The following is a 21,526-nucleotide window of genomic DNA, read 5'->3' as shown; positions in this document are numbered from 1 at the left end:
TTTAAGTTTATTGTATTCGTTGTTTGTTACTGCAAGCCTTTAGACAGGTGATAATACAGATCATTCCATCTCAATTCTTTTTTGAATTCAGGAATCGTGGTTTGCTCGTCAATGACGACCAACTCCAGGTTGATCATTTCAGCAAAATCTTCCAGGCTTTCACGGTTCAGCGCCATTGAGAAACTGGTGTGGTGCGCCCCTCCTGCATAAATCCAGGCTGCCGCGCCGATTTCCAGGTTGGGCATCGGGATCCAAAGCGCCCGGGCAACCGGTAATTTGGGTAGCGGTTTGGCTTTAATCGATTTCACCGGATTTAAAATCATTCGCATACGGCCGCCCATGTCCACCAATGAGGCATTGATTCCGTCACCTTCAGGAACATCAAAAACCAAACGGGCCGGGGCATCTTTACCGCCGATACCCAGCGGATGCACCTCAATGGCAGCTTTTCCTCCGGCAATCGACGGACAAATTTCCAGCATATGAGCGCTCAATACGGCCGGTTGTGCCGGGTCGAGGTGATACGTATAATCTTCCATGAAGGAACAACCGCCTTCCAATCCGGTTCCCATGACTTTCATGATGCGGACCAGGGCCGATTGTTTCCAGTCGCCTTCAGCGCCAAATCCGTAACCCTGGGCCATCAGGCGCTGACTGGCCAAACCCGGAAGTTGTTCCAGGCCGGTCAGGTCTTCGAAGTTTGTCGTAAATGCTTTGTAACCGTTCTGATCCAGAAATTTTTTCATTCCCAGTTCAATTTTTGCCTGGTAACGAACGTTTTTATCCGATTTATCCGCAAGCTGATATTCAGCAGCATAAACATCCATCAGGGCATCAATATCTGCTTCGCTTACCGTAGCCATACTGGCAACCAATTCGCCTACGCCATGGTAATTCACCTGCCAGCCAAGCACTTTTTGCGCTTCCACTTTATCTCCTTCGGTAACGGCTACATGCCGCATGTTGTCGCCGAAACGGCAAATTTTCAACGATTTTGATTCGTGATATCCGACAGCTGCCCTTGACCAGTCGCCCAGTTTTTTCTGAACCTGCTCATCCTGCCAGAAACCGACAACCACTTTGCGGTTCAAACGCATCCGGGTGCAAATAAACCCAAATTCACGGTCGCCGTGAGCCGACTGGTTCAGGTTCATAAAGTCCATATCAATTTCATTCCAGGGAATATCACGGTTAAATTGGGTATGGAGGTGAGCAAAAGGTTTGCTGAGCACACCCAAACCCTGAATCCACATTTTGGCAGGTGAAAACGTGTGCATCCAGGTAATCAGTCCGATACATTTTTCGTTGCTGTTGGCAGCCAGGCATAAATTGTAAATTTCGGCCGGTGTGGTAACCACCGGTTTAAACACAATTTTAACAGGAATGTGTGACGAGGCATTCAACGCGTTGGCAATGGTTTCCGAATCCTGGTCAACCTGTTTCAGAGTTTTGGGTCCGTACAAATGTTGACTTCCGGTTACAAACCATACTTCTAAACTTTTGAAATCATTTTTTTCCATCTCAGTTGTCGTTTTTATGTTATATTATATTTTTATAATTCGTCCAATATCTTTGTCCTGATCATCATCGGACAGGTAGCTGTAATAAAACGCACCCTTTTTCGATTCGGTCGAGTCTTTTTTGTTTGATCGTTTCAGCAGTCCAAGCGACAATACTTTCTTTCTGAAGTTTCCGGGATCGAGCGGCCGTTGAAAAATGGCTTCATACAAACCGCGAAGCTGTGTCAGGGTAAACAATTCGGGCAACAGTTCCGGCCCCACCAACTGGTAACCTGCCTTTTGCTGTAATTTCGACAAGGCTTTTCCGACAATCTCATCATGGTCGAAAATCAGATCAGGTTTTTTCTCCAGCGGAAACCAGTCGGCCCCGTATTGATGCACAATTTCTTCGTCGTGTTTATCCAATCTGATCAGGGCATAATAGGCAATACTGATCACACGGGCCGCCGACTCACGGTCCGGTTGGGTAAAGGCAGCCACCTGCTCCATGTAAATCTGATCCAGACCGGTCGTTCTTTTTAATATGCGTGCGGCCGCTTGGTCTGCCGATTCATTATCCTGGATGAAACCGCCCAAAAGCGACCAGTTTCCCTTTGCCGGTTCAAAACTGCGGGGGTAAAGCAGTAATTTAAGTTCACCGTCCTTGTATCCAAAAATCACACAGTCCACAGCCACATAATGCTGCGGGTGCTCTCCGTAAAGTTCCTTCAGAAGATTTTTCTTGATTGCATCCATACGAGTCAAAATTATAAAAGTAATATGTACTCTTAATGAGAATTGTTCTTTTTTTTCTCTCTTATGCTACAAAACATGCGAAATAAAAAAGCCATCCGTCGGCTGGAGGATGGCTAAATTATGAATTTAATCTCTTTAAACAGATCAACTCCTTATTTTGGAACCTTTCGTGGCAAAGAAAATCAGATATAGATAGTAAACAAACAAACAGCTAATAGCTAAAACAACCGAGCCGGTAGCGGTTTGTTGGATGGCGCCCATAAGCGGTGTCAGAATAGCTTGCACCGATAACCTAAGTGGCAATAACCCCGGAAGCCACTTTGGTAAGCGGGCCAAGGTCTTCGAGAGCCAGGTTACAGATGGTGGGCCACATAATCGAGTGAACCAAACCTGTTCCGAGGAACAATCACAAGGCAACCGTACTTGCGCTGGCGCCAATTGCCAACAATGCGGCTACCAGGGCAGCCCCGCCAAAGGCGGCATAAGGTAAGGATCTGTCGGTTTAAAAATCCAGTTTAATCGATCCTTTGGCACGAATGAACAGCTTGTGACATGTCCCCCGCCCAAACACATGTTCGAGTGTTTTCACATACTTATCGAGCAAATCCTGGGGAACAAAAGCCTGAATGGTACCTCCAAATCCGCCGCCGTGAACGCGCCACGCGCCTTTTCCTTTTAACACCATCTCACTCAATGCCAGTCCTAATGAAACAACCTGCTCATCTTTATGAACGACGTCGAAAATATTTTGATTGTACATGTATGAGCTGTATCCCGATTCAACAACCATCTTGAGGAATGATTGAAAATCGTTGTTTTCAAGAGCAGCAACCTGATCGACCACCCGTTGGTTATCTCCCTGAAAGTGATAGGCGCGAAGAATAGCCCGGTCGCCGGTTTTTTGACGTATCTCCGGGATTTTTTCAACAATCTGCTCCAGCGTTACCTGCCGCAACACGTTTGCTCCGAGTTCGGCGGCAACCGATTTCATCTCCGTCGGCAAAGAAGCATATTCTGCCTGCGAGGCCGGATCGTCATGACCACCGCCAACGTCGGTAATCACCAGGGCAAAACCTGTCGATACAAAATCAAAATCAACTTCTTTTACAATTGGATTGGCCGGATCTTCAAAATCAATGGTAATCAACCCACCAACCGAACAAGCCGTTTGATCCATCAAACCGCATGGTTTTCCAAAGTATTTATTTTCAGACCATTGCCCGATAATGGCATTTTCGACCCCGCTCATTTTTCCGTTGTTGAAAAGATGGTTCACGATGGCGCCCACCAGTACTTCGAAAGATGCCGACGAGCTCAAACCCGAACCTTTGGGCACACGACCTTCGATACAGGCATCGAAGCCTCCGATTTCGTAGCCCAGCTCTTTCATGCGGGCACAGATGCCTCGGACCAATGAAGCAGAAGTGTAAAATTGGGATTCATCAATACGAAGATCAGAAAGATCAACCTGAAATTCGGGATAACCTGCTGATTTGATACGGATGATATTTGTTCCGTTTTTCGCGGCAACGGCAATATTATCGAGGTTTACTGCTCCGGCAAGCACACGTCCGTAGTTGTGGTCGGTGTGGTTACCGCCGATTTCGGTACGTCCGGGAGAGCTGAACAGCGCCACATCATCGGTTCCGTACAATTTCCCGAATTCGTTCATTAAGCTGGTATAACGGGCAGCCTGCTCCTGTAAAACAGCAGCATCAAGACCGTACAATTCGTGGAACAAAGCGTTGTTCCCTCCGTTTATTTTTTCCGCTAAAGCACTAATTTTTGCCATAATTCGATTTCTAATGAGTTTAATTATTTATTGATTTGTTTTTTGTAATGTAAATCAGGCAGATCGCGCAAGCGTTTTGCAGCCTGCTCTGCAGTGATATCCCGCTGCGGCGAAGCAAGCATTTCGTAACCAACCATAAATTTTTTCACCGAGGCCGACCTCAGCAAAGGCGGGTAAAAGTGCATGTGCAAATGCCATTCAGGATAATCGTTTCCATCGGTCGGGGCCTGGTGTAAACCCGCCGAATAGGCAAACGAAACCTCAAACAGGTTGTCGTATTTCACGGTAAGCTGTTTGTAGATATCAGCCAGACCGGTTCTTTCTTCGTCTGTCAGTTGCAGAATATTCTGAATGGGCCGCCGGCTGATGATCATGGTTTCGAACGGCCAGACAGCCCAGTACGGAACAAGCGCCACAAAATACTCATTCTGAACCAGCAGGCGTTCCTGCTTTTCCAGTTCAGCTTTCAGGTAGTCGCCCAGCAAGGTGGCACCGTGTTTCTCAAAATATGCCTTTTGGGCGACCGACTCTTTGGCTGCCTCGGCCGGAACCGACGACGACGACCAGATTTGCCCGTGCGGATGCGGGTTTGAACAGCCCATGATCGCCCCTTTGTTCTCAAAAATCTGAACATAGTTGATAAAGTCGTTGCTCCCGAGTTCTGCATATTGCTCACACCAAACATCAACGACGTTACGGATATCGGCTACCTCCATTTCCGGCACGGTCAGGCTGTGATTCTCGCTAAAACAAATCACCTTGCAAAGGCCTCTTTCGCTTTGCGCCTGAAACAAACTGCCTTCATCCACTTTACCATGAGGCGTATCGGTCAATAACGCGCTAAAATCGTTTGTAAACACATAGGTGCCTTTATAGTCGGGATTAAGCTTCCCTCCTGCCCTTTCATTTCCAGCACACAAATAACAAGCCGGATCGTACCGTGGCCGTTCATCCGGAACTGCCTTTTCAACTTGTCCCTGCCACGGGCGTTTTGCCCGGTGAGGCGAGACCAAAACCCAATCATTCGTCAACGGGTTCAACCTCTTGTGCGGATGATCTTCAATGTTAAAATTACTCATAAATTAAAATTTCCAACTGGTAGGTACTGGTGGGTAAAAATACAAATATTCCACCGCGGGAGTGAGGGTCAATTTATGTTTTCAAACATATCACAAAGAATTTCGCCTGATCAGTGCAGCCGGATTTGCCAGTTGATCACGGTGCTTTTCAACAATCATATTGGCCAGGGTCGCCCCCATTTGATTAAAATCGGTAGAGATGGTGGTAATTCCGCCTGCAACAACTTCTTTTAGCACGGTGTCGTTGAAAGAAACGATACCCAGGTCCGTTCCAAGCGCCAGATTTTGCTCGGCAGCCATCTTCACCAGGCGAACCAGGTTCCGGTCTGACGGGATAAAATAGGCCTCGCCCTGCTTAATTCTCCGGTTTAACAAACTGCGTAAAATCTCGAAAGGAATCCGGCGTTCTTCGCAAAACTTCTGAAAGCCAACCATTCGCCCTTCAGGCTCTTTCCCTCCCGGAAAAACCATCACCAGCTTATTATACTTTTTCAGCAGATCTTCACCATCCTGCAGCGCACGATACACATCGCCCTCAAAATCCTGATAAACAACAGGGAAGGACTTCAAATCCTCTTTTAACCGGTCGAGGATAAATACCTTATCTTCGGGCAAAACAGAAATAATATCGGCGGTGTGGTCGAACGTGGCCGGCATAATAACATAGGAGGTATATTTACCAGCGCTTTGAAGAATTAAATCTTTAAATAGCTGAAAATTAAAATGATGAAAGTAGATATCTACATTCGACCGGGTATCCAGGCTATTCATAAACGAGGTGTATAAATCTTCCTTAAAGGCGTTCAATTCATCAAAAAGAAGAAAAATCCGCTCATCCCGGTTAATATCGGTGCTGTTTATGTAATACCCTTTTCCAGGGATCGAACTAATCACTCCTTTTGCTTTCAGTTCGTTGAAAGCAACCATCACGGTATCGCGCGAAAGATCAAATTCAACACAAATCTGGTTCAACGAAGGAATCTTGTCGCCTACTTTCAGATTGCCGATTGAGATGGCCTGGTAAATCGAATTGATAATCTGCCGGTATTTGGGAACCCCCAGGGTATCGTCAATTTGTATATTCTTCACAAGTTTGTATTTTCTCAGGTTTTCAGAATTTAAAAGTACAAAAATATCGCCAACAATAACAACCGGTACCCACCGGTACGAAAGATTTAAATATATTTGTATTTCGAAGAAAAGTAAAAAGAAGTCAAATTTACTTAATTACCAATAGAATGAAAATAACCAGTAAAACATTTGGAAAAACACCGGATGGTCAAACAGTTGAACTGTTTAGCCTGACAAACAACCGGCAAGTAACAGTAAATATAACGAATTACGGTGCGGTCATTACCGCTATCATCACACCCGACAAATCCGGAAAAACCGAAAATATTGTGTGCGGATTCGATAAGCTGGAAGATTACCTGAGCGATGCATACCTGGGAAGTTATCCTTATTTTGGCTGTATTATCGGGCGTTTTGGCAACCGAATCGCCAACGGGAAATACCGTATCGACGGTGTTGAATATTCAGGCGCCGTTAACAACGGCCCCAACCATTTACATGGCGGGCTGATTGGTTTTGACCGTCGTGTCTGGAAAGCAGAGCTGTTTGAAGAAGCGGGCAAAGCAGGCGTAAGAATGTCGTACCTGAGTCCCGACAAGGAAGAAGGTTATCCCGGGAATCTGCAGGTAAAATGCACCTACACCCTCGACGAAGAAAACAATCTGTCTATTGATTACGAAGCGGAGACCGACCAGGCAACAATAGTAAACCTGACCAACCACACCTACTTTAACCTGAACGGCAGCGCCGAAAACATATTGACCCACGAGCTGGAACTGACTGCCAAAAAGATGACCGAAGCCAAAGAAATGATCCCGACCGGTAAAATTGTCGCGGTTGAAGGAACCGTTTTTGACTTTACCTCGGGCAAAAAACTTGGACGCGACATTGCCGGATTGGCAGACGGTTACGACCTGAATTACGTGCTCGACAACGAAGACGGCCAGCTGATTTACGCCGGATGCCTGTCGGAAAGCAAATCAGGCCGCGAAATAAAGGTGTTTACCACGCAACCCGGCATCCAACTTTATACCGGCTACTGGATTCCTGAACTGGAAATCGACGGGAAAAAGAAGTTCGGCAGCTACTCGGGCGTGGCGCTCGAAACGCAGCATTATCCCGATTCGCCCAACCACGGCCATTTCCCGTCAACCGTCTTACGCCCAGGTAAAAAATACCGGCAAACAACCATCTACCAGTTTGGAACAAAATAAACCAGGGAGGCTTTACGGCCTCTTTTTTTGCCGTAGCATTTTCGTGAATTTTGCTACTTTTGAATTTGTCTATTTCAAAAAAACCTGAATTTATGAAAACGATTGTTGAACTTTTTGAGACAAGTGTCAGTAAGTATCCCGACAACATCTACCTGTGGGAAAAACAAAACGGCGAATACAAGGGGTTGACTTATAAAGAAACACGTGAAAAAGTACTGCAATTCGCTGCGGGATTGCAAGCCATCGGCATCAAAAAAGGCGACCGGGTCGGGCTGATTTCCGAGGGAAGGAACCAATGGATCATTTGCGAACTGGGAATCTTATACGCCGGGGCCATCAATGTGCCGTTGTCGGTGAAACTGGATGCCAAAACCGAAATTAAATTCAGGCTTGCACATTCGGGGAGCAGGATGGTGATTGTTTCCAACGGACAAGCGCCTAAAATTGAAGAGATCAGAAAAGACTTGTCAACACTTGAAAAAGTGATCTATCTGGACGAAAAAGAAGAACCGGGCGAAAACGACCTCTATTATTATGATGTCATTCACACCGGAAAAACATTTCTTCGTGAAAACAAAAACCTGGTTGAAGAAACCTTCAAGTCGGTTCAGCCCAATGACCTGGCCAATATTTCATATACCTCGGGAACCACCGCCGACCCCAAAGGCATCATGCTCTCGCACCTGAATTATGCGGCCAACGTCATTCAGTCGAACACTCTGATGGAAATCACCCCCGATTGGAGAACGCTGGCCTTCCTGCCCTGGGATCATGCTTTTGCCCACACGGCCTGCCTGTATTGTTTTATGTACAACGGCGCCAGCGTCGCGTCGCTCGAAACCGGTAACAGCCCCCTGGAAACCCTCAAAAACATTCCAAAAAACATCAAGGAAATTAAACCGACCGTGCTGATGAGCGTTCCGGCCGTTGCCAAAAACTTCCGAAAAGGAATTGAAGCCGGAATCAGGCAAAAAGGCGAAACGGCCGAAAAGATGTTCAATCATGCGCTTAAGATTGCTTACAAATACAACGGGAACGGTTTCGACCGGGGTAAGGGAATGCTTTTCATTTATAAACCCTTACTGGCCTTGTACGATAAGATTTTATTTTCGAAAATCCGCGAAAGTTTTGGTGGCCAACTGAAATTTTTTATTGGCGGCGGCGCCCTGCTGGATGTTGAGCTGCAACGCTTTTTTTATGCCATCGGCATCCCGATGTGCCAGGGCTACGGTCTCTCTGAAGCCTCTCCCGTCATTTCTTCAAACGCCTTACATGCCGTTAAATTCGGATCATCCGGCAAGCTGGTGAAATACATGGAACTAAAAATTGCAGACGACAATGGCCACGAACTGCCGACCGGCGAGAAAGGCGAAATTATTATCAAGGGCGACAACGTGATGCTGGGTTACTGGAACAATCCTACGGCTACGGCCGACACCATCAAAAACGGCTGGCTGCACACCGGCGATATGGGATACATGGACCAGGACGGATTTTTATACGTATTAGGGCGCTTCAAAAGCCTGTTGATAGCCAACGACGGCGAAAAGTACAGCCCGGAAGGGATTGAGGAAGCCCTGGTTGACCAATCAAAATTAATCGACCAGTGCATGTTGTACAATAACCAGAACCCGTTCACTTCGGGGATGATCGTCCCCAATATCCAGTCCATCAACCGCGAGCTGACAGCCAAAGGCATTACCCCCGGCTCGGAGGAAGGAAATACGGAAAGCCTGAAGCTCATCCAGGCCGAAATTGACAAATACAAAACAGGCGGGGAATTTGAGAATATGTTTCCCGAACGCTGGCTTCCGGCAACCATTGTGGTATTGCCTGAAGCGTTTACCGAGCAGAACCACCTGCTGAATTCGACAATGAAAATGGTGCGCGGAAAAATTACCGAATATTTTGCCAAAGAACTGGAATTTCTGTACATGCCAGATGCAAAAAACATTGTAAACGAACGCAATAAGCAGGCTATGGCCAAATGGAATGCGTGATGCCTTTTTTGCATCACGCGGTTTACAAATGAAATTTGTGTTCAACCGTAAAGAAAAATCCGGGAAATCTTGCTCCTGCAAAATCGCCCGGATTTTTTTATTCTCCGTTTACTCGTCCTGAATTAAACCAGGTCGGTAATTGGTTTATATTTCGGAACCAGGCTCTTCATCACAATCCAGCCAATCAGGTAAGCGATGGCACAGATACAGAAAATGATAAAGTAACCCGACTCAACACCTTTAAATCCCATAAAACTCATTTCAGTTTCCCGGGCAAAATCGAACAGAACACCGGAACCTTTATTAATAAATACCGATCCCAGACCACCGGCTAAACCGCCAATACCTGTAATGGTAGCAATAGCCGCTTTCGGGAACATGTCGCCAACCGTTGAGAAAATGTTGGCCGACCAGGCCTGGTGAGCAGCGCCGGCAATACCGATGATGAGTATTGGAAACCAATAGGATAATCCGCCCAATGGTTGAGCAAAAACAGCAAGCAGCGGGAAAAATGCAAAAATCAGCATCGATTTCATCCGTCCGGCATAGGGATGCATGCCCTGTTTGTCAACAAAATAGGTAGGCAGCCAGCCGCCGATAATCGAAAGCAGCGTGATGGCATAAAGCACAAACAAACCAAGTTGCGCCCTTGGGTCAGATGATTCCAGACCGTACACCGAACTCAGGTAAGCCGGCGTCCAGAACAGGTAGAACCACCAAACGCCGTCGGTCATAAACTTACCAAAAGCAAAAGCCCAGGTTTGCTTGTAACGCAGGCATTTCCTGAAACTAATCCTTTTCCCGGATGCAATTCTTTTGGCTTCAGATGCCGCTTCATCTGCATCATGATCCTGGTTGATGTATTCCAGCTCTGCCCCATTTACGCGTGGATGATGTTCCGGCTTATGGTAACCAATCTGCCACCAGATCATCCAAAGAAAACCAAGGGCTCCAATCACGATAAATGCCGATTCCCAGCCCCAATGTTTCGCGATCAACGGAATACTAATGGGCGCAGCCAACGCGCCTACGGTTGCTCCGGCATTAAAAATACTGGTGGCATAGGCACGGTCCTTTTTCGGGAAATACTCAGCAGTTGTCTTAATCGCAGCCGGGAAGTTACCTGCTTCACCAATTGCCAATACAAGACGAGCAAAGATGAACAGAACCACACTCACATTCAACACCCGGGCAACATCCTGGACTCCTTCAATAATATGACGGGCCTCGGCAAAGCCGACAAACCAGTTGCCGGTAATGATGCCTGAAGTGGCAATTCCGCAAAACGCGTGTAATACGGCTCCAACCGACCAGATTCCAATGGCCCAGTGAAAACCTTTTTTGGTATCCATCCAGTCAATAAACCGGCCGGCCAATACGAGGCTGATGGCGTAGAAGAGGGAAAAAAGGGAGGTGATCGTTCCGTAGTCGCTATCTGTCCAGTGAAATTCTGGCGCGATAAAATCTTTCCAGGTTAGCGAAAGTACCTGACGATCCAGGTAGTTAATGGTTGTTGCCATGAACAACATCGCAACAATTGTCCACCGGTACTTGGACATCTTCTCGTTAATTGTATTCAAAGACATAGTCAATTTTAAATATTAGTATTAGGTTTAATTGCTTACTGGATAAACTTACCGAAGCTTCTTTACGATATCAAGCGCTTCACGGCACTTGCTGGTGATAAACGACCAATCTTTATTGGCCAACACTTCTTTTGGGAATAATTGCGATCCCATTCCTACGCAATGCACGCCTGCTTTAAACCATTTGCTCAGGTTTTCTTCGTCAGGCGACACACCTCCGGTTGGCATAATGCTGGCATAAGGCATTGGCCCCATAACACCTGACACAAAACTTGGTCCGCCCACCGAAGAACCGGGGAAAATTTTAACCACCTCGGCTCCCAGTTCATGAGCTTTCCCTATCTCCGATACCGAGCCGCAGCCCGGGCTCCAGGCTATTTTACGTTTATTGCAGATCCGGGCCATTTCTTCCTCAATCAGGGGCGACACAATAAAACTGGCGCCAAGCTGAATGTAAAGCGCAGTGGTCGGGCCGTCAACAATTGATCCGACCCCCAAAATCATTTCGGGACATTCGACAGCTGCCCATTTGTTGAGCTCGCCAAATACTTCGTGTGCAAAATCGCCGCGGTTTGTAAATTCAAATACACGGATTCCGCCTTCGTAACAGGCTTTCACCACTTGTTTGCACAATTCAACATCAGCATGATAAAACACCGGGACTATGCCGGTTGCCTTCATGGTTTGTGCTACTTCTATCCTTGTAAATCGGGCCATATTCAGTTATCAGTTATCAATTATCAGTTTTGAATTTCGAGTTTTGTATATTAGACGCAGATTATTATAATATGCTTATGATTTTTTAAGATTTCATTTTTTGCTTTTGGTATCGGGATTATTTTTTCCTATCATCGCAACTCATAAATGATCATAAAAATCAGCGTCTATTTTCTCCCGTACTCCTCCCCTTCGGGGAGGTTGGGAGGGTCTTTTATCTGGCCACCCGTCCGCTGGCGTCGCCGCCCATCAGTTTTTCCACTTCATCAACGGCAACCTGGTTGTAATCGCCGTAAATGGTGTGTTTCAGGCACGAAGCGGCAACAGCAAAATTCAACGCTTTCTGATCGTCGCCCGTGTAAGTTAACAAACCATAAATGAGGCCGCCCATGAATGAATCTCCGCCGCCAACACGGTCAACAATATGGGTAATCTGGTAGCTTGGCGATTCGAATAATTTTTCACCATTCCAAAGAACGCCTGCCCATGAGTTATGGTTGGCATTCACCGAGCCGCGCAACGTGGTGATCACTTTTTTACATCTTGGAAAACGGGCCATGATTTGTTTCGAAACCGATTCGTAGGCAGCGCCCTCCACATGTCCGCCGGTTACATCCACCCCTTCGGGATGAATCCCGAGCACCATCGCGGCATCTTCTTCGTTACCCAATACCACATCCGTTCCTTCAACCAAAGCGGGCATCACTTCACCGGCCGATTTGCCGTATTTCCACAGGTTTTTGCGGTAGTTCAAATCGCATGAAACCGTAATGCCTTTTTCGTTGGCCTTCTTGATCGCTTCCAGGCAAACATCGGCTGCTCCCTGCGAAATAGCCGGTGTAATACCTGTCCAGTGAAACCATTCTGCGCCTTCGAAAACCTGGTCCCAGTCAATCATACCCGGTTTGATCTCGGCGATGGCCGAATGGGCGCGGTCGTAAACCACCTTACTGCCACGACTTACGGCTCCCGTTTCAAGAAAATAAATTCCCAGACGTTCGCCGCCCCAAACAATTTTTTCGGTTCCAACTCCGTATTTTCTCAGGTCCATCCGGCAGGCATGCCCAATATCGTTCTTCGGCAAACGGGTAACAAAATCAACAGGAATACCATAGTTGGCCAGCGAAACGGCTACGTTAGCCTCTCCGCCACCAAATGTGGCCGAATAATGATCAGTTTGCGAAAAACGCAAATAACCGGGTGTTGCCAGACGCAACATGATTTCTCCGAATGTTACAACTTTTTTATTCATTTTTCAAATCATTAAATTTCTTTGTGCAATCGATTGCAAAAATAGAAATCTTTTTCTTTCCCACAAGATAAATGAATGTATTTCAGCTTATCTGGAATGACTAAAAATTAAAATAGTTCTTCGCGTTATTAAAACAAATATTCTCAACCATACTGCCCAAAAGCTCCATATCTGCCGGAATCTCCCCGTTTTCAACATCATTCCCAAGCAGGTTGCAAAGGGTACGACGGAAATATTCGTGACGGGTGTACGAAAGGAAGCTCCTTGAGTCGGTCAGCATGCCTACGAAACGGCTCAGCAAACCCAGATTGGAAAGGGCATTCATCTGTTTAATCATGCCGTCTTTCTGATCGAGAAACCACCAACCCGAGCCGTATTGAATTTTCCCGGGAACCGATCCGTCCTGAAAGTTGCCCAACATGGTAGCGTACAACTCGTTATCACGCGGATTCAGATTATACAAAACCGTTTTGCACAATTTGTTTTCCTGATCCAGGCGGTCGAGCAATTTGGCCAATGGTTCAGCGATCGGCTTATCGCCAATCGAATCGAAACCAGTGTCGGGACCTAATTTTTTGAACAAACGGGTGTTGTTGTTGCGTTGTGCGCCAATGTGCAATTGTTGTGTCCAGCCGCGCGAATGGTCCATCACCCCATATTCGTACAACATGCAGGACTTGAATTTCAGGATTTCCGTTTCGCTAAGCCTGCTGCCGCCACGGATTTTTTTGAAGATCGCTTTAATTTCTTCCTCCGTATAATCTTCAGCAAAAACGGTATCCAGCCCGTGGTCGGACAAACGGCAACCATTATCATGAAAATACTGGTGACGCGTATCCAAGGCTTCCATCAAATCCTCAAACGATTCGATATGGATACCGGCAGCTTCGGCCAACTGGTCCATATAGTCGTTAAAGAACTTCGGGTCTTCCACCATCATCGCTTTATCCGGACGCCAGGCAGGTAAAACCGCCACTTCAAAGCCGTCTTCTTTAATTTGCTGATGATATTCCAGTGTGTCAACCGGGTCGTCGGTGGTACAGATTGTATGCACATTGGCCATCCGGATGATGTTGCGGCAACTATACGCGGGCGTTTGCAGTTTTTCGTTACAGGCATCATAAATTTCCCGGGCATTTTTCGGACTCAGGATCTCGTTAATCCCGAAAAATTTCTTTAGCTCCAGGTGTGTCCAGTGATAAAGCGGATTACGCAGGGTATGAGGAACCGTTTCGGCCCACTTTTCAAACTTTTCCCAATCGCTTGCATCGCCGGTGCAAAAGCGCTCGTCAACGCCGTTTGTACGCATGGCGCGCCATTTATAATGATCGCCGTACAACCAGATTTCGGTGATGGTTTTAAACATCCGGTCTTCCGCGATGTCTTTGGGGTTAATGTGGCAGTGGTAATCGAAAATCGGCATGTTTGCCGCGTGATTATGATACAATTTCTGCGCTGTTTCGGTTTGCAACAGAAAATTTTCATCCATAAATTTTTTCATCTTATCTATCTGATTTTCTGATTTTTGGTTTCAATTACAGGTTGAACAATCTCTTCAGGTGGCGGTCGTAAATATTCTCTTCCACGCATCCGCCAACAATGGCAGCATGTTTTTTCAATAAGCCCGTGTATTTGTCGCCCATTTCGGCAGCTACTTTATAACCCACGTGAATTAACTGGCGGAAATTGGAATTGTAATCCGGATGCCCGGGAATATGCCGCAGGGTGTTGGCAAATTTTTCGCTGCTCCAACCGGCCACTTCTTCCGCCGAAGGCAGTTTTGAGTCTTCAATATCAATCACATCCGCATACGGACCACAGAGTTCGTCTTTCCTGCCCAGTGCATTGATGTAAATTTGTTTGGCTGTCTCCAACGCCTCGCCACCGGCCACCGCCAGACCGATCACTTCCTCGAGCCAGGTTGTTCCGGCAGTTTTTACGTGCAGGCCTTTGTTGTATTTCTTGATCACACCGGCCATAATCGGATAAATGGTAAACTTATCGCTGCCCGAATGAACCGAGAGTTTCAGATTTTCGGGCAAGCCAAAATGTTTCACGGCATAATCGATCACCAGCACGTCCAGCTCAAATTCTTTGGCAAACTGCACCGTATCGCCTACATAGTCGACCCCCTTATTAAAACGACCGGTAAATTTCGGAGCGATGGTTTGCGCCGGAATTTGTTCGTCGGCAATCATTTTTAGAATGAAAAACATATCAACCGGCGTTTGCGGCGATTCCACTTCATCCATCGATACTTCCGTGACAAAATTTCCCTTGCCTTTGGTGGCTTCAATATGGCGGTAAATTTTCCCGGCTTCTTTTACAGCAGCAAGAAATTTTCCGGCTACTTTTTTCAGGAGCTCATCGTTAATAAGAATGGGTTCGTCGATTCCGTCGATTTTCACTTCAGGGCCCAATGCTTTGCAAGATACCATAAAAGCCGCTTCGTCAGCCGGTTCCGACGGATTGCCAATGTACATGGCCACATCCAGGGTAAAAAAGTCGGAATGTTCAATAAACCGATCAACATTACTCAGGTTGATATGATCGGCATCCACGCAGTAGGCGCCGTTCCATCCCAACGCTTTCACGGCAGCATCGGCTTCCTGGCGGGTTCCTACCGGCTCCGAATGGACAATATTATGCTCCCTGTTTGATTTATTCCAGACAGGTGTTACTTCAATTCCGCGAGCGTTTGCTTTCATCAGCGCCCGTAACTGAGCTTCCCCTTCATGATTGAAGCGGTCTCCTACCCCAAAACTGTATTTTCCAAGTTTCATAAGTTTATTCGATTTGTTTATTGACTAACATTTAGTTGAACGAATAAAATCGTTTCCGTGTTCGCACACGAAAATAGAGATATATTTCATTACTCCAAACTTTAAAAACCTGTTTTAAATCAAGTTTTCAATCTTTATCCTCTTATTTCGCTTAAAACCAGCAAAACAAATTCGGACAATCACCAATTGAATTGTTTGAAATAATTGGTGTTTTAGGCTAAAGAGCTATTTTTACAGGCATGAAAAAGGAACTCGATCTCAATTCGCACTGGCGAACCGTAGCGGCTACCATTTATAAAAAACCAACCGACTCGAAAATTTTTGGCGCAGTAGAACTGGATGTAACCGAGCTGGAGCAGTTCATAACCGACAAACGGAAACAAGGCCTCAAAATAACGCCCACCCATGTGTTTGTATTAATCGTTGCCCGTGCCTTAAAACAAGAGATTCCTGAATTCAACACCTATATAAAAAGAGGGAAAGTAGTTTCCCGTCAGCAAATCGATGCCATGGTAAGTGTTTTGCAGGCCAGCGGACAAATGGGATCAGTCCGGATTCCGGAAGCCGACAAGTTGAACCTGGGCAGTTTAGCAGATCTCATGAAGAAGGAAATTCAGGAATCAAGGCAAGGTGAAGAAAATCAGGCCATGCAAGCCAAAAATATGTTGTCGTCATTTCCCTGGCCATTCCGAAACTGGATCTTTTGGCTTTATAAAACCGTGACCATCAACTGGGGGATTTCAGTTCCCTTCACCGGTCTTAGTTCCGACAGCTTCGGATCGTATGTCATCTCAAATATCGGGACACTTGGCCTTGAAACCGGTTTTCCGGCCCTGCTTCCAAGCTCCAATGTGGCGTTTGTCCTGATTATGGGCGGTATCAGTAAAAAACCGGTTGTTAGTCACGACGAGATTGTCATCCGCCGCATCATGTCTCTGTCCATCGTCATCGACCACCGGGTGGCCGACGCATCTCATGGCGGTAAGTTATTTCGTTTCATAAAAAACTCGCTGAAAAACCTGCACGAACTCGAATAAATACCGGTAACACATTTCAGCTTTCCCGATCAGTTTATCTGTCTCCATCTATTTTAGCAATTACCGGGTTTCAATTTTCTGTACAGGTTGCTTACAACCGCTTCCGCCCGTTTTTCACCGATAACCGAACTTGCGATCAGGTTCATTTACCTGACAAACGGATTTTCGGAAAGGACCCAACAAGAGATGTTTTATAATATACAGAATTTTCCGTGTGCGAACACGACGAATAGAAAAATTAATTAGTTTTGTTTCTGACTTAAGGATTAACATGGGAATTATCACTTAAAACAGTACAGCTATCAAACCAATAAAAAGAATACGGATTAAAGATATTGCCCAAAAGGCCAATGTTTCGATCGGAACGGTGGACAGGGTGATTCACAATCGCGGCGAAGTGAATAAAGCCACGAAAGAGAAAGTTTTGAAGATACTGGAAGAGATGGATTACCATCCAAACATTCTGGCCAGCACTTTGGCATCGAAAAAAATACATCAGTTTGCCATTCTTTTTCCCCAACCTCAATCAAACGAATCGTACTGGAATAAACCGATGATCGGAGTACGGCAGGCATTCGCCGAATTGCAGCATTACGGTATCCAGATCAGCAGCTATGAATACTCGCAAACCGATGCCGGATCTTTTGAAGAAAAAGCCAATGAGATTCTGAAAAGCCGGCCCGAAGGCGTCGTTTTGGCTCCTTTCTTTTCACGCGAATCACGGAAGTTCATTTCGCAGCTCGAAGAACGGCATATCCCTTATATCTTCATCGATTCGAATTTAAAAGATTGCAATAAAACAAGTTATATCGGCCAAAATTCGTTTCAAAGCGGCGCCTTATCGGCTAAGCTGATCGATTTCTCCCTTCCCGGAAAGGCCAATATTTTCGTCGTCCATTTTGCCAAAGAAATGGATAACCAAAATCACCTGGTACTCCGGGAACAGGGTTTTTACAACTATTTCGGCGAAAATGATCCTCAAAAGAACCGGAATTTACACACGATCGAAATCGAAAACATAAACGCCGGGAATAACTTCTACACGCTCATTGATCAGCAAATTGAAAAATACGGCCAACCCGACGGAATTTTTGTGACCAATTCGCAGGTTTACCGTGTTGCCGCATACATGAAAGAACGCAATCTGAAAAATATCCGCTTAATCGGGCACGACCTGATCCGGCAAAATATCGAATACCTGCGCGAAGGAATCGTCGATTTCCTGATTTGCCAGCGGCCCGAAGAGCAAGGTTATCAAGCCATTAATAACTTGTTCTCACATGTCATCCTAAAAAAACAGATCCCGGCCGAAAACTATACATCAATCGATATCATTACCAAAGAAAACCTGGACTTTTATAAAGAATTTAACCTAATAAATTATGGAACCAATTAGTTTTAAAGACCTTTCGGGGAAAGTATGCGTGATTACCGGAGGCGCCGGCGTAATCGGAGTTGAAATGGTCAAAGCATTGGCCTCAGTGAAATCAAAAATTGCCATTGTTGACATTAATAAAGAAACTGCCGAAAAAGTAGCTGCCGAGATGTCGGCATCGCACCAGGCAACCGTAATCGGGGTTGAAGCCAATGTCCTCGACAAAGCTTCGTTGGAAACTGCCAAAGCTGTTATCAACGAAAAGCTCGGCGAGATCGACATGCTGATCAACGGGGCCGGTGGCAATCACCCTTCGGCAACAACCAAGGTGGAACAAATGGACGACAGCAACATCGACCAGCTCGAAGACACATTCTACGGCCTCGAAATGGACGGTTTTGACAAGGTTTTTGCGCTCAATTTCAAAGGAACCTTGCTGCCCTCGATGGTTTTTACCAAGGATATGCTGAAAAACCGCAAAGGCGTTGTGCTCAACATTTCATCGATGAATTCGTATAAACCATTAACCAAAATTCCGGCTTACTCGGCAGCCAAAGCATCCATCAATAATTTTACTGAATGGCTGGCCGTACATTTGGCGAAGGTCGGTATTCGGGTCAATGCAATCGCCCCGGGATTTTTTATCACAAACCAAAACCGATTTTTGGTGCTCGACGAAAAAACCGGTGGTTATTCACCCCGTGGACAAAAGATTGTGAACAACACGCCGATGGGTAAATTTGGTGAACCGGAAGATTTACAAGGTGCTACCCTCTTCCTGTTATCCGATATTTCCGGATTTATCACCGGTATTGTCATTCCGGTTGACGGCGGGTACAGCGCCTTTGGCGGAGTATAATCCGGTGATTGCAGGCACTAATGACCAATGACCAATATCAAATTACAAAGAATATGAATCTTCAATTAAAACAAAACTGTAAATATTCGCTGCTGGTGCCTACCAGTATGGGCGTACGCATCACTCCCTTAAACGGACAACCGGTACACAGCAGTACTTTGTTCGAAATGCAGGCGACCAGCGCCGAAACCAATGTCGCCAGTGTTTCATCTTACCTGGGTTTACCGGTGAAAGTGTTAACTACCTTTGTGAAAGGCAGTCCCATTGCCCGTTTCATCAAAAACAACCTGAAAAGCCGGCATATGGATTACGAAGGCCCCGAAGTTGAACAAGGCGACCCCTGGGGATACCGCCACCAGTTCAATATTGCCGACAGCGGTTTCGGCGCCCGCGGCCCGCGCGTGCAAAACGACCGGGCAGGCGAAGTAGGCCGCACCCTTAACGCGAAGGATTTTGACCTGGAACGAATTTTTGGAACTGAAGGGGTACAGATTGTTCACCTTTCAGGGCTTATTGCGGCCTTATCGCCCGAAACGAGCGCCTTCTGCCTCGAAATTGCGCGCGCTGCAAAAAAATACGGAACACGTATTTCGTTCGACCTCAACTACCGGGCTTCGTTCTGGAAAGGCCGTGCCGAAGAACTGCATAAAAACTTTACCGAAATCGCTTCGGTATCCGATATCTTAATCGGGAACGAAGAAGATTTTCAGCTTTGCTTTGGCATTGAAGGACCGGAAGCCGGCGGAAAAGGGATTGAAGCCGAAATTGAAGGATTTAAAGGACTGATTGCCAAAGTTAAAGAGTCGTTCCCAAATGCATCGGTCTTTGCAACGACCCTCCGGCAGGTTATCAGTACAAACGAACATCTTTGGGGAGCCATCATGCTTGCCGGCAACGAATGGCAAGTGATTGAGCCGCGAAAAATCAACGTGCTCGACCGGATTGGCGGAGGCGACGGATTTGTTGGCGGATTGCTTTACGGAATTCTGAAAGGTTGGGAACCGGAGAAATGGCCTCAGTTTGGCTGGGCTACCGGCGCGTTGGCAACAACATTCCTGACCGACTATGGCCAACCTGCCGACGAAGAAATGGTCTGGAGTATCTGGCAGGGAAATGCACGTGTGAGAAGGTAACAGAAATTACTCCCCACCTCCCCTAATCGGGGAGGTGCCAAACAAAAAACGGGAGTGATCGAAAAAAATTGACGACTATGTTATACTATGAAATAGGTTCGAAAGAACATGAATTGAGCGCCGAAGACCTGAAAAAAGGACTTTACGCGGCCTTGGACCAGTTGACAAACATCAACAAGGTGCTGGCCATTCCGCCGGACTATACCCGTTTACCAAGCCGTTCCGGCGAACTGACCGAATTTGCCTGGCAATATTACGGCGACAAGCTGACGGATGTATTGCCGGCCCTGGGAACACATTCGCCCATGACTCCCAAGCAAATCAGCCATATGTTCGGCAGTTTGCCGGCCTCGCTGATCAGGGATCACGATTGGCGTAACGATGTGGTGAATGTAGGCGAAGTACCGGCTGAATTTGTGAAAGAAGTTTCGGAAGGCGCGGTTGATTTTCCCTGGCCTGCCCAGGTAAACAAACTGTTGCTGATGGGGAATTTCGACCTGATTATGTCTATCGGGCAGGTAGTTCCGCACGAAGTGGTGGGTATGGCCAACTACAATAAAAATGTATTTGTAGGCACCGGCGGCGCCGAAGGGATCAACAAAAGCCACTTTGTGGGCGCTGCCTATGGTATGGAACGTATGATGGGACACGCCGATACGCCAGTCAGAAAGATCTTCAACTATGCCTCGGAGAATTTCACCAATCACCTGCCGATTTTGTACGTGCAAACCGTAGTTGGCCTCGACAAAACCGATGGGAAAGTCAAAACACGCGGACTGTTCATCGGCGATGACAACGAAGTGTTTGACAAAGCCGCGAAACTGTCGCTGGAAGTGAACTTCGAAATGCTCGACAAACCTTTGAAAAAAGTGATTGTCTGGCTCGACCCCACCGAATTCAAATCAACCTGGCTGGGAAACAAATCGGTTTACCGCACCCGTATGGCCATTGACGATAACGGAGAACTCATTGTATTGGCCCCTGCGTTGAAGGAATTTGGCGAAGACAAGGAAATTGACCGCCTAATCCGCAAGTACGGCTATTTCGGAACTCCCGCGACCTTAAAGGCCTGCGACGAAAACGAAGAGCTGCGCAACAACCTGAGCGCTGCTGCCCACCTTATTCACGGATCATCCGAAGGAAGGTTCTCCATTACATATTGCCCGGGGAAAGAGCCGGAAAACCTGACTCAGGCGGAAATCGAAAGCGTGGGCTTTCAGTATGCCGATATCGATGAAATTATGCAAAAATACGATCCTGCCAGGCTAAAAGACGGGCTGAACATCATGCCCGATGGCGAGGAAATTTTTTACATCTCCAACCCGGCTATCGGATTGTGGGCCTACCGGGAACGGTTTAAGTATTGATTACGG

Annotated in this window: 17 protein-coding genes; 7 read left to right on the top strand and 10 right to left on the bottom strand. The window is 46.6% G+C overall.

Going from position 1 to position 21,526, the window contains the following annotated elements:
- Positions 1–26 precede the first annotated feature (26 nt).
- The 5 genes from araA to ACOIT5_RS17665 all read right to left on the bottom strand — a co-directional run bounded on the left by araA (position 27) and on the right by ACOIT5_RS17665 (position 6,215).
- A complete protein-coding gene (gene araA / locus ACOIT5_RS17685; protein ID WP_423127491.1) occupies positions 27–1,520 on the bottom strand; it encodes an L-arabinose isomerase in 1,494 nt (497 codons plus the stop codon).
- A gap of 24 nt (positions 1,521–1,544) precedes the next feature.
- The gene (locus ACOIT5_RS17680) at positions 1,545–2,255 is read right to left on the bottom strand and encodes an NUDIX hydrolase (RefSeq protein ID WP_423127490.1); all 711 of its coding nucleotides are present in this window, start codon (positions 2,253–2,255) and stop codon (positions 1,545–1,547) included.
- A gap of 502 nt (positions 2,256–2,757) precedes the next feature.
- A complete protein-coding gene (locus tag ACOIT5_RS17675) occupies positions 2,758–4,047 on the bottom strand; it encodes a galactokinase (RefSeq protein WP_423127489.1) in 1,290 nt (429 codons plus the stop codon).
- A gap of 23 nt (positions 4,048–4,070) precedes the next feature.
- The gene (locus ACOIT5_RS17670; RefSeq protein WP_423127488.1) at positions 4,071–5,126 is read right to left on the bottom strand and encodes a UDP-glucose--hexose-1-phosphate uridylyltransferase; all 1,056 of its coding nucleotides are present in this window, start codon (positions 5,124–5,126) and stop codon (positions 4,071–4,073) included.
- A 90-nt stretch (positions 5,127–5,216) separates the two neighbouring features.
- Positions 5,217–6,215, bottom strand: coding sequence for a GntR family transcriptional regulator (locus ACOIT5_RS17665; RefSeq protein ID WP_423127487.1), 999 nt, complete (start codon positions 6,213–6,215; stop codon positions 5,217–5,219).
- A gap of 149 nt (positions 6,216–6,364) precedes the next feature.
- Between ACOIT5_RS17665 and ACOIT5_RS17660 the strand changes: the two genes are divergently transcribed.
- On the top strand, positions 6,365–7,411 hold the full coding sequence (locus tag ACOIT5_RS17660) for an aldose epimerase family protein (protein ID WP_423127486.1): 1,047 nt from the start codon (positions 6,365–6,367) through the stop codon (positions 7,409–7,411).
- 92 nt (positions 7,412–7,503) lie between these two features.
- Positions 7,504–9,411 (top strand): AMP-dependent synthetase/ligase, encoded by a 1,908-nt coding sequence (locus ACOIT5_RS17655; RefSeq protein WP_423127485.1) that lies wholly within the window; start codon positions 7,504–7,506, stop codon positions 9,409–9,411.
- A gap of 122 nt (positions 9,412–9,533) precedes the next feature.
- On the opposite strand, the gene ACOIT5_RS17650 is transcribed toward ACOIT5_RS17655, so the two are convergent.
- From ACOIT5_RS17650 to ACOIT5_RS17630, 5 genes are all read right to left on the bottom strand, one after another.
- On the bottom strand, positions 9,534–10,991 hold the full coding sequence (locus ACOIT5_RS17650; RefSeq protein ID WP_423127484.1) for an MFS transporter: 1,458 nt from the start codon (positions 10,989–10,991) through the stop codon (positions 9,534–9,536).
- Positions 10,992–11,045: 54 nt separating this feature from the next.
- The gene (locus tag ACOIT5_RS17645; protein ID WP_423127483.1) at positions 11,046–11,714 is read right to left on the bottom strand and encodes a bifunctional 4-hydroxy-2-oxoglutarate aldolase/2-dehydro-3-deoxy-phosphogluconate aldolase; all 669 of its coding nucleotides are present in this window, start codon (positions 11,712–11,714) and stop codon (positions 11,046–11,048) included.
- 214 nt (positions 11,715–11,928) lie between these two features.
- On the bottom strand, positions 11,929–12,966 hold the full coding sequence (locus ACOIT5_RS17640; protein WP_423127482.1) for a PfkB family carbohydrate kinase: 1,038 nt from the start codon (positions 12,964–12,966) through the stop codon (positions 11,929–11,931).
- A 100-nt stretch (positions 12,967–13,066) separates the two neighbouring features.
- Positions 13,067–14,467 carry a glucuronate isomerase gene (gene uxaC, locus ACOIT5_RS17635; RefSeq protein ID WP_423127481.1) on the bottom strand — a complete coding sequence of 467 codons (1,401 nt, stop codon included), beginning with the start codon at positions 14,465–14,467 and terminating at the stop codon, positions 13,067–13,069.
- Positions 14,468–14,501: 34 nt separating this feature from the next.
- Entirely contained in the window at positions 14,502–15,749 is a 1,248-nt protein-coding gene (locus ACOIT5_RS17630; protein WP_423127480.1) for a tagaturonate epimerase family protein, read from the bottom strand.
- A 239-nt stretch (positions 15,750–15,988) separates the two neighbouring features.
- Between ACOIT5_RS17630 and ACOIT5_RS17625 the strand changes: the two genes are divergently transcribed.
- The 5 genes from ACOIT5_RS17625 (at position 15,989) to ACOIT5_RS17605 (ending at position 21,520) form a co-directional block, all read left to right on the top strand.
- On the top strand, positions 15,989–16,786 hold the full coding sequence (locus ACOIT5_RS17625) for a 2-oxo acid dehydrogenase subunit E2 (RefSeq protein ID WP_423127479.1): 798 nt from the start codon (positions 15,989–15,991) through the stop codon (positions 16,784–16,786).
- A gap of 301 nt (positions 16,787–17,087) precedes the next feature.
- Positions 17,088–18,182 carry a LacI family DNA-binding transcriptional regulator gene (locus ACOIT5_RS17620; RefSeq protein WP_423130630.1) on the top strand — a complete coding sequence of 365 codons (1,095 nt, stop codon included), beginning with the start codon at positions 17,088–17,090 and terminating at the stop codon, positions 18,180–18,182.
- Positions 18,169–19,020 carry an SDR family oxidoreductase gene (locus ACOIT5_RS17615; RefSeq protein ID WP_423127478.1) on the top strand — a complete coding sequence of 284 codons (852 nt, stop codon included), beginning with the start codon at positions 18,169–18,171 and terminating at the stop codon, positions 19,018–19,020. Before ACOIT5_RS17620 ends, ACOIT5_RS17615 begins: the two co-directional genes overlap by 14 nt.
- Before the next feature lie 53 nt (positions 19,021–19,073).
- Positions 19,074–20,153, top strand: coding sequence for a sugar kinase (locus ACOIT5_RS17610; RefSeq protein ID WP_423127477.1), 1,080 nt, complete (start codon positions 19,074–19,076; stop codon positions 20,151–20,153).
- A gap of 77 nt (positions 20,154–20,230) precedes the next feature.
- Complete coding sequence (locus ACOIT5_RS17605) at positions 20,231–21,520, top strand: lactate racemase domain-containing protein (protein WP_423127476.1); 1,290 nt, start codon at positions 20,231–20,233, stop codon at positions 21,518–21,520.
- Positions 21,521–21,526: the final 6 nt, after the last annotated feature.

This window comes from Gaoshiqia hydrogeniformans, from assembly GCF_049347105.1.
GTDB classification, from domain to species: domain Bacteria; phylum Bacteroidota; class Bacteroidia; order Bacteroidales; family Prolixibacteraceae; genus Gaoshiqia; species Gaoshiqia hydrogeniformans.
Note: the sequence above shows the minus strand (reverse complement) of the source record. Positions and strands in the feature narration are given on the sequence as shown.

Coding starts and splice junctions, on each gene's coding strand:
- ACOIT5_RS17655 (WP_423127485.1), top strand. CDS start 7,504: ATGAAAACGATTGTTGAACTTTTTGAGACAAGTGTCAGTAAGTATCCC.
- ACOIT5_RS17625 (WP_423127479.1), top strand. CDS start 15,989: ATGAAAAAGGAACTCGATCTCAATTCGCACTGGCGAACCGTAGCGGCT.
- ACOIT5_RS17615 (WP_423127478.1), top strand. CDS start 18,169: ATGGAACCAATTAGTTTTAAAGACCTTTCGGGGAAAGTATGCGTGATT.
- ACOIT5_RS17670 (WP_423127488.1), bottom strand. CDS start 5,126: ATGAGTAATTTTAACATTGAAGATCATCCGCACAAGAGGTTGAACCCG.
- ACOIT5_RS17645 (WP_423127483.1), bottom strand. CDS start 11,714: ATGGCCCGATTTACAAGGATAGAAGTAGCACAAACCATGAAGGCAACC.
- ACOIT5_RS17640 (WP_423127482.1), bottom strand. CDS start 12,966: ATGAATAAAAAAGTTGTAACATTCGGAGAAATCATGTTGCGTCTGGCA.
- ACOIT5_RS17630 (WP_423127480.1), bottom strand. CDS start 15,749: ATGAAACTTGGAAAATACAGTTTTGGGGTAGGAGACCGCTTCAATCAT.
- araA (WP_423127491.1), bottom strand. CDS start 1,520: ATGGAAAAAAATGATTTCAAAAGTTTAGAAGTATGGTTTGTAACCGGA.
- ACOIT5_RS17660 (WP_423127486.1), top strand. CDS start 6,365: ATGAAAATAACCAGTAAAACATTTGGAAAAACACCGGATGGTCAAACA.
- ACOIT5_RS17605 (WP_423127476.1), top strand. CDS start 20,231: ATGTTATACTATGAAATAGGTTCGAAAGAACATGAATTGAGCGCCGAA.
- ACOIT5_RS17680 (WP_423127490.1), bottom strand. CDS start 2,255: ATGGATGCAATCAAGAAAAATCTTCTGAAGGAACTTTACGGAGAGCAC.
- uxaC (WP_423127481.1), bottom strand. CDS start 14,467: ATGAAAAAATTTATGGATGAAAATTTTCTGTTGCAAACCGAAACAGCG.
- ACOIT5_RS17610 (WP_423127477.1), top strand. CDS start 19,074: ATGAATCTTCAATTAAAACAAAACTGTAAATATTCGCTGCTGGTGCCT.
- ACOIT5_RS17675 (WP_423127489.1), bottom strand. CDS start 4,047: ATGGCAAAAATTAGTGCTTTAGCGGAAAAAATAAACGGAGGGAACAAC.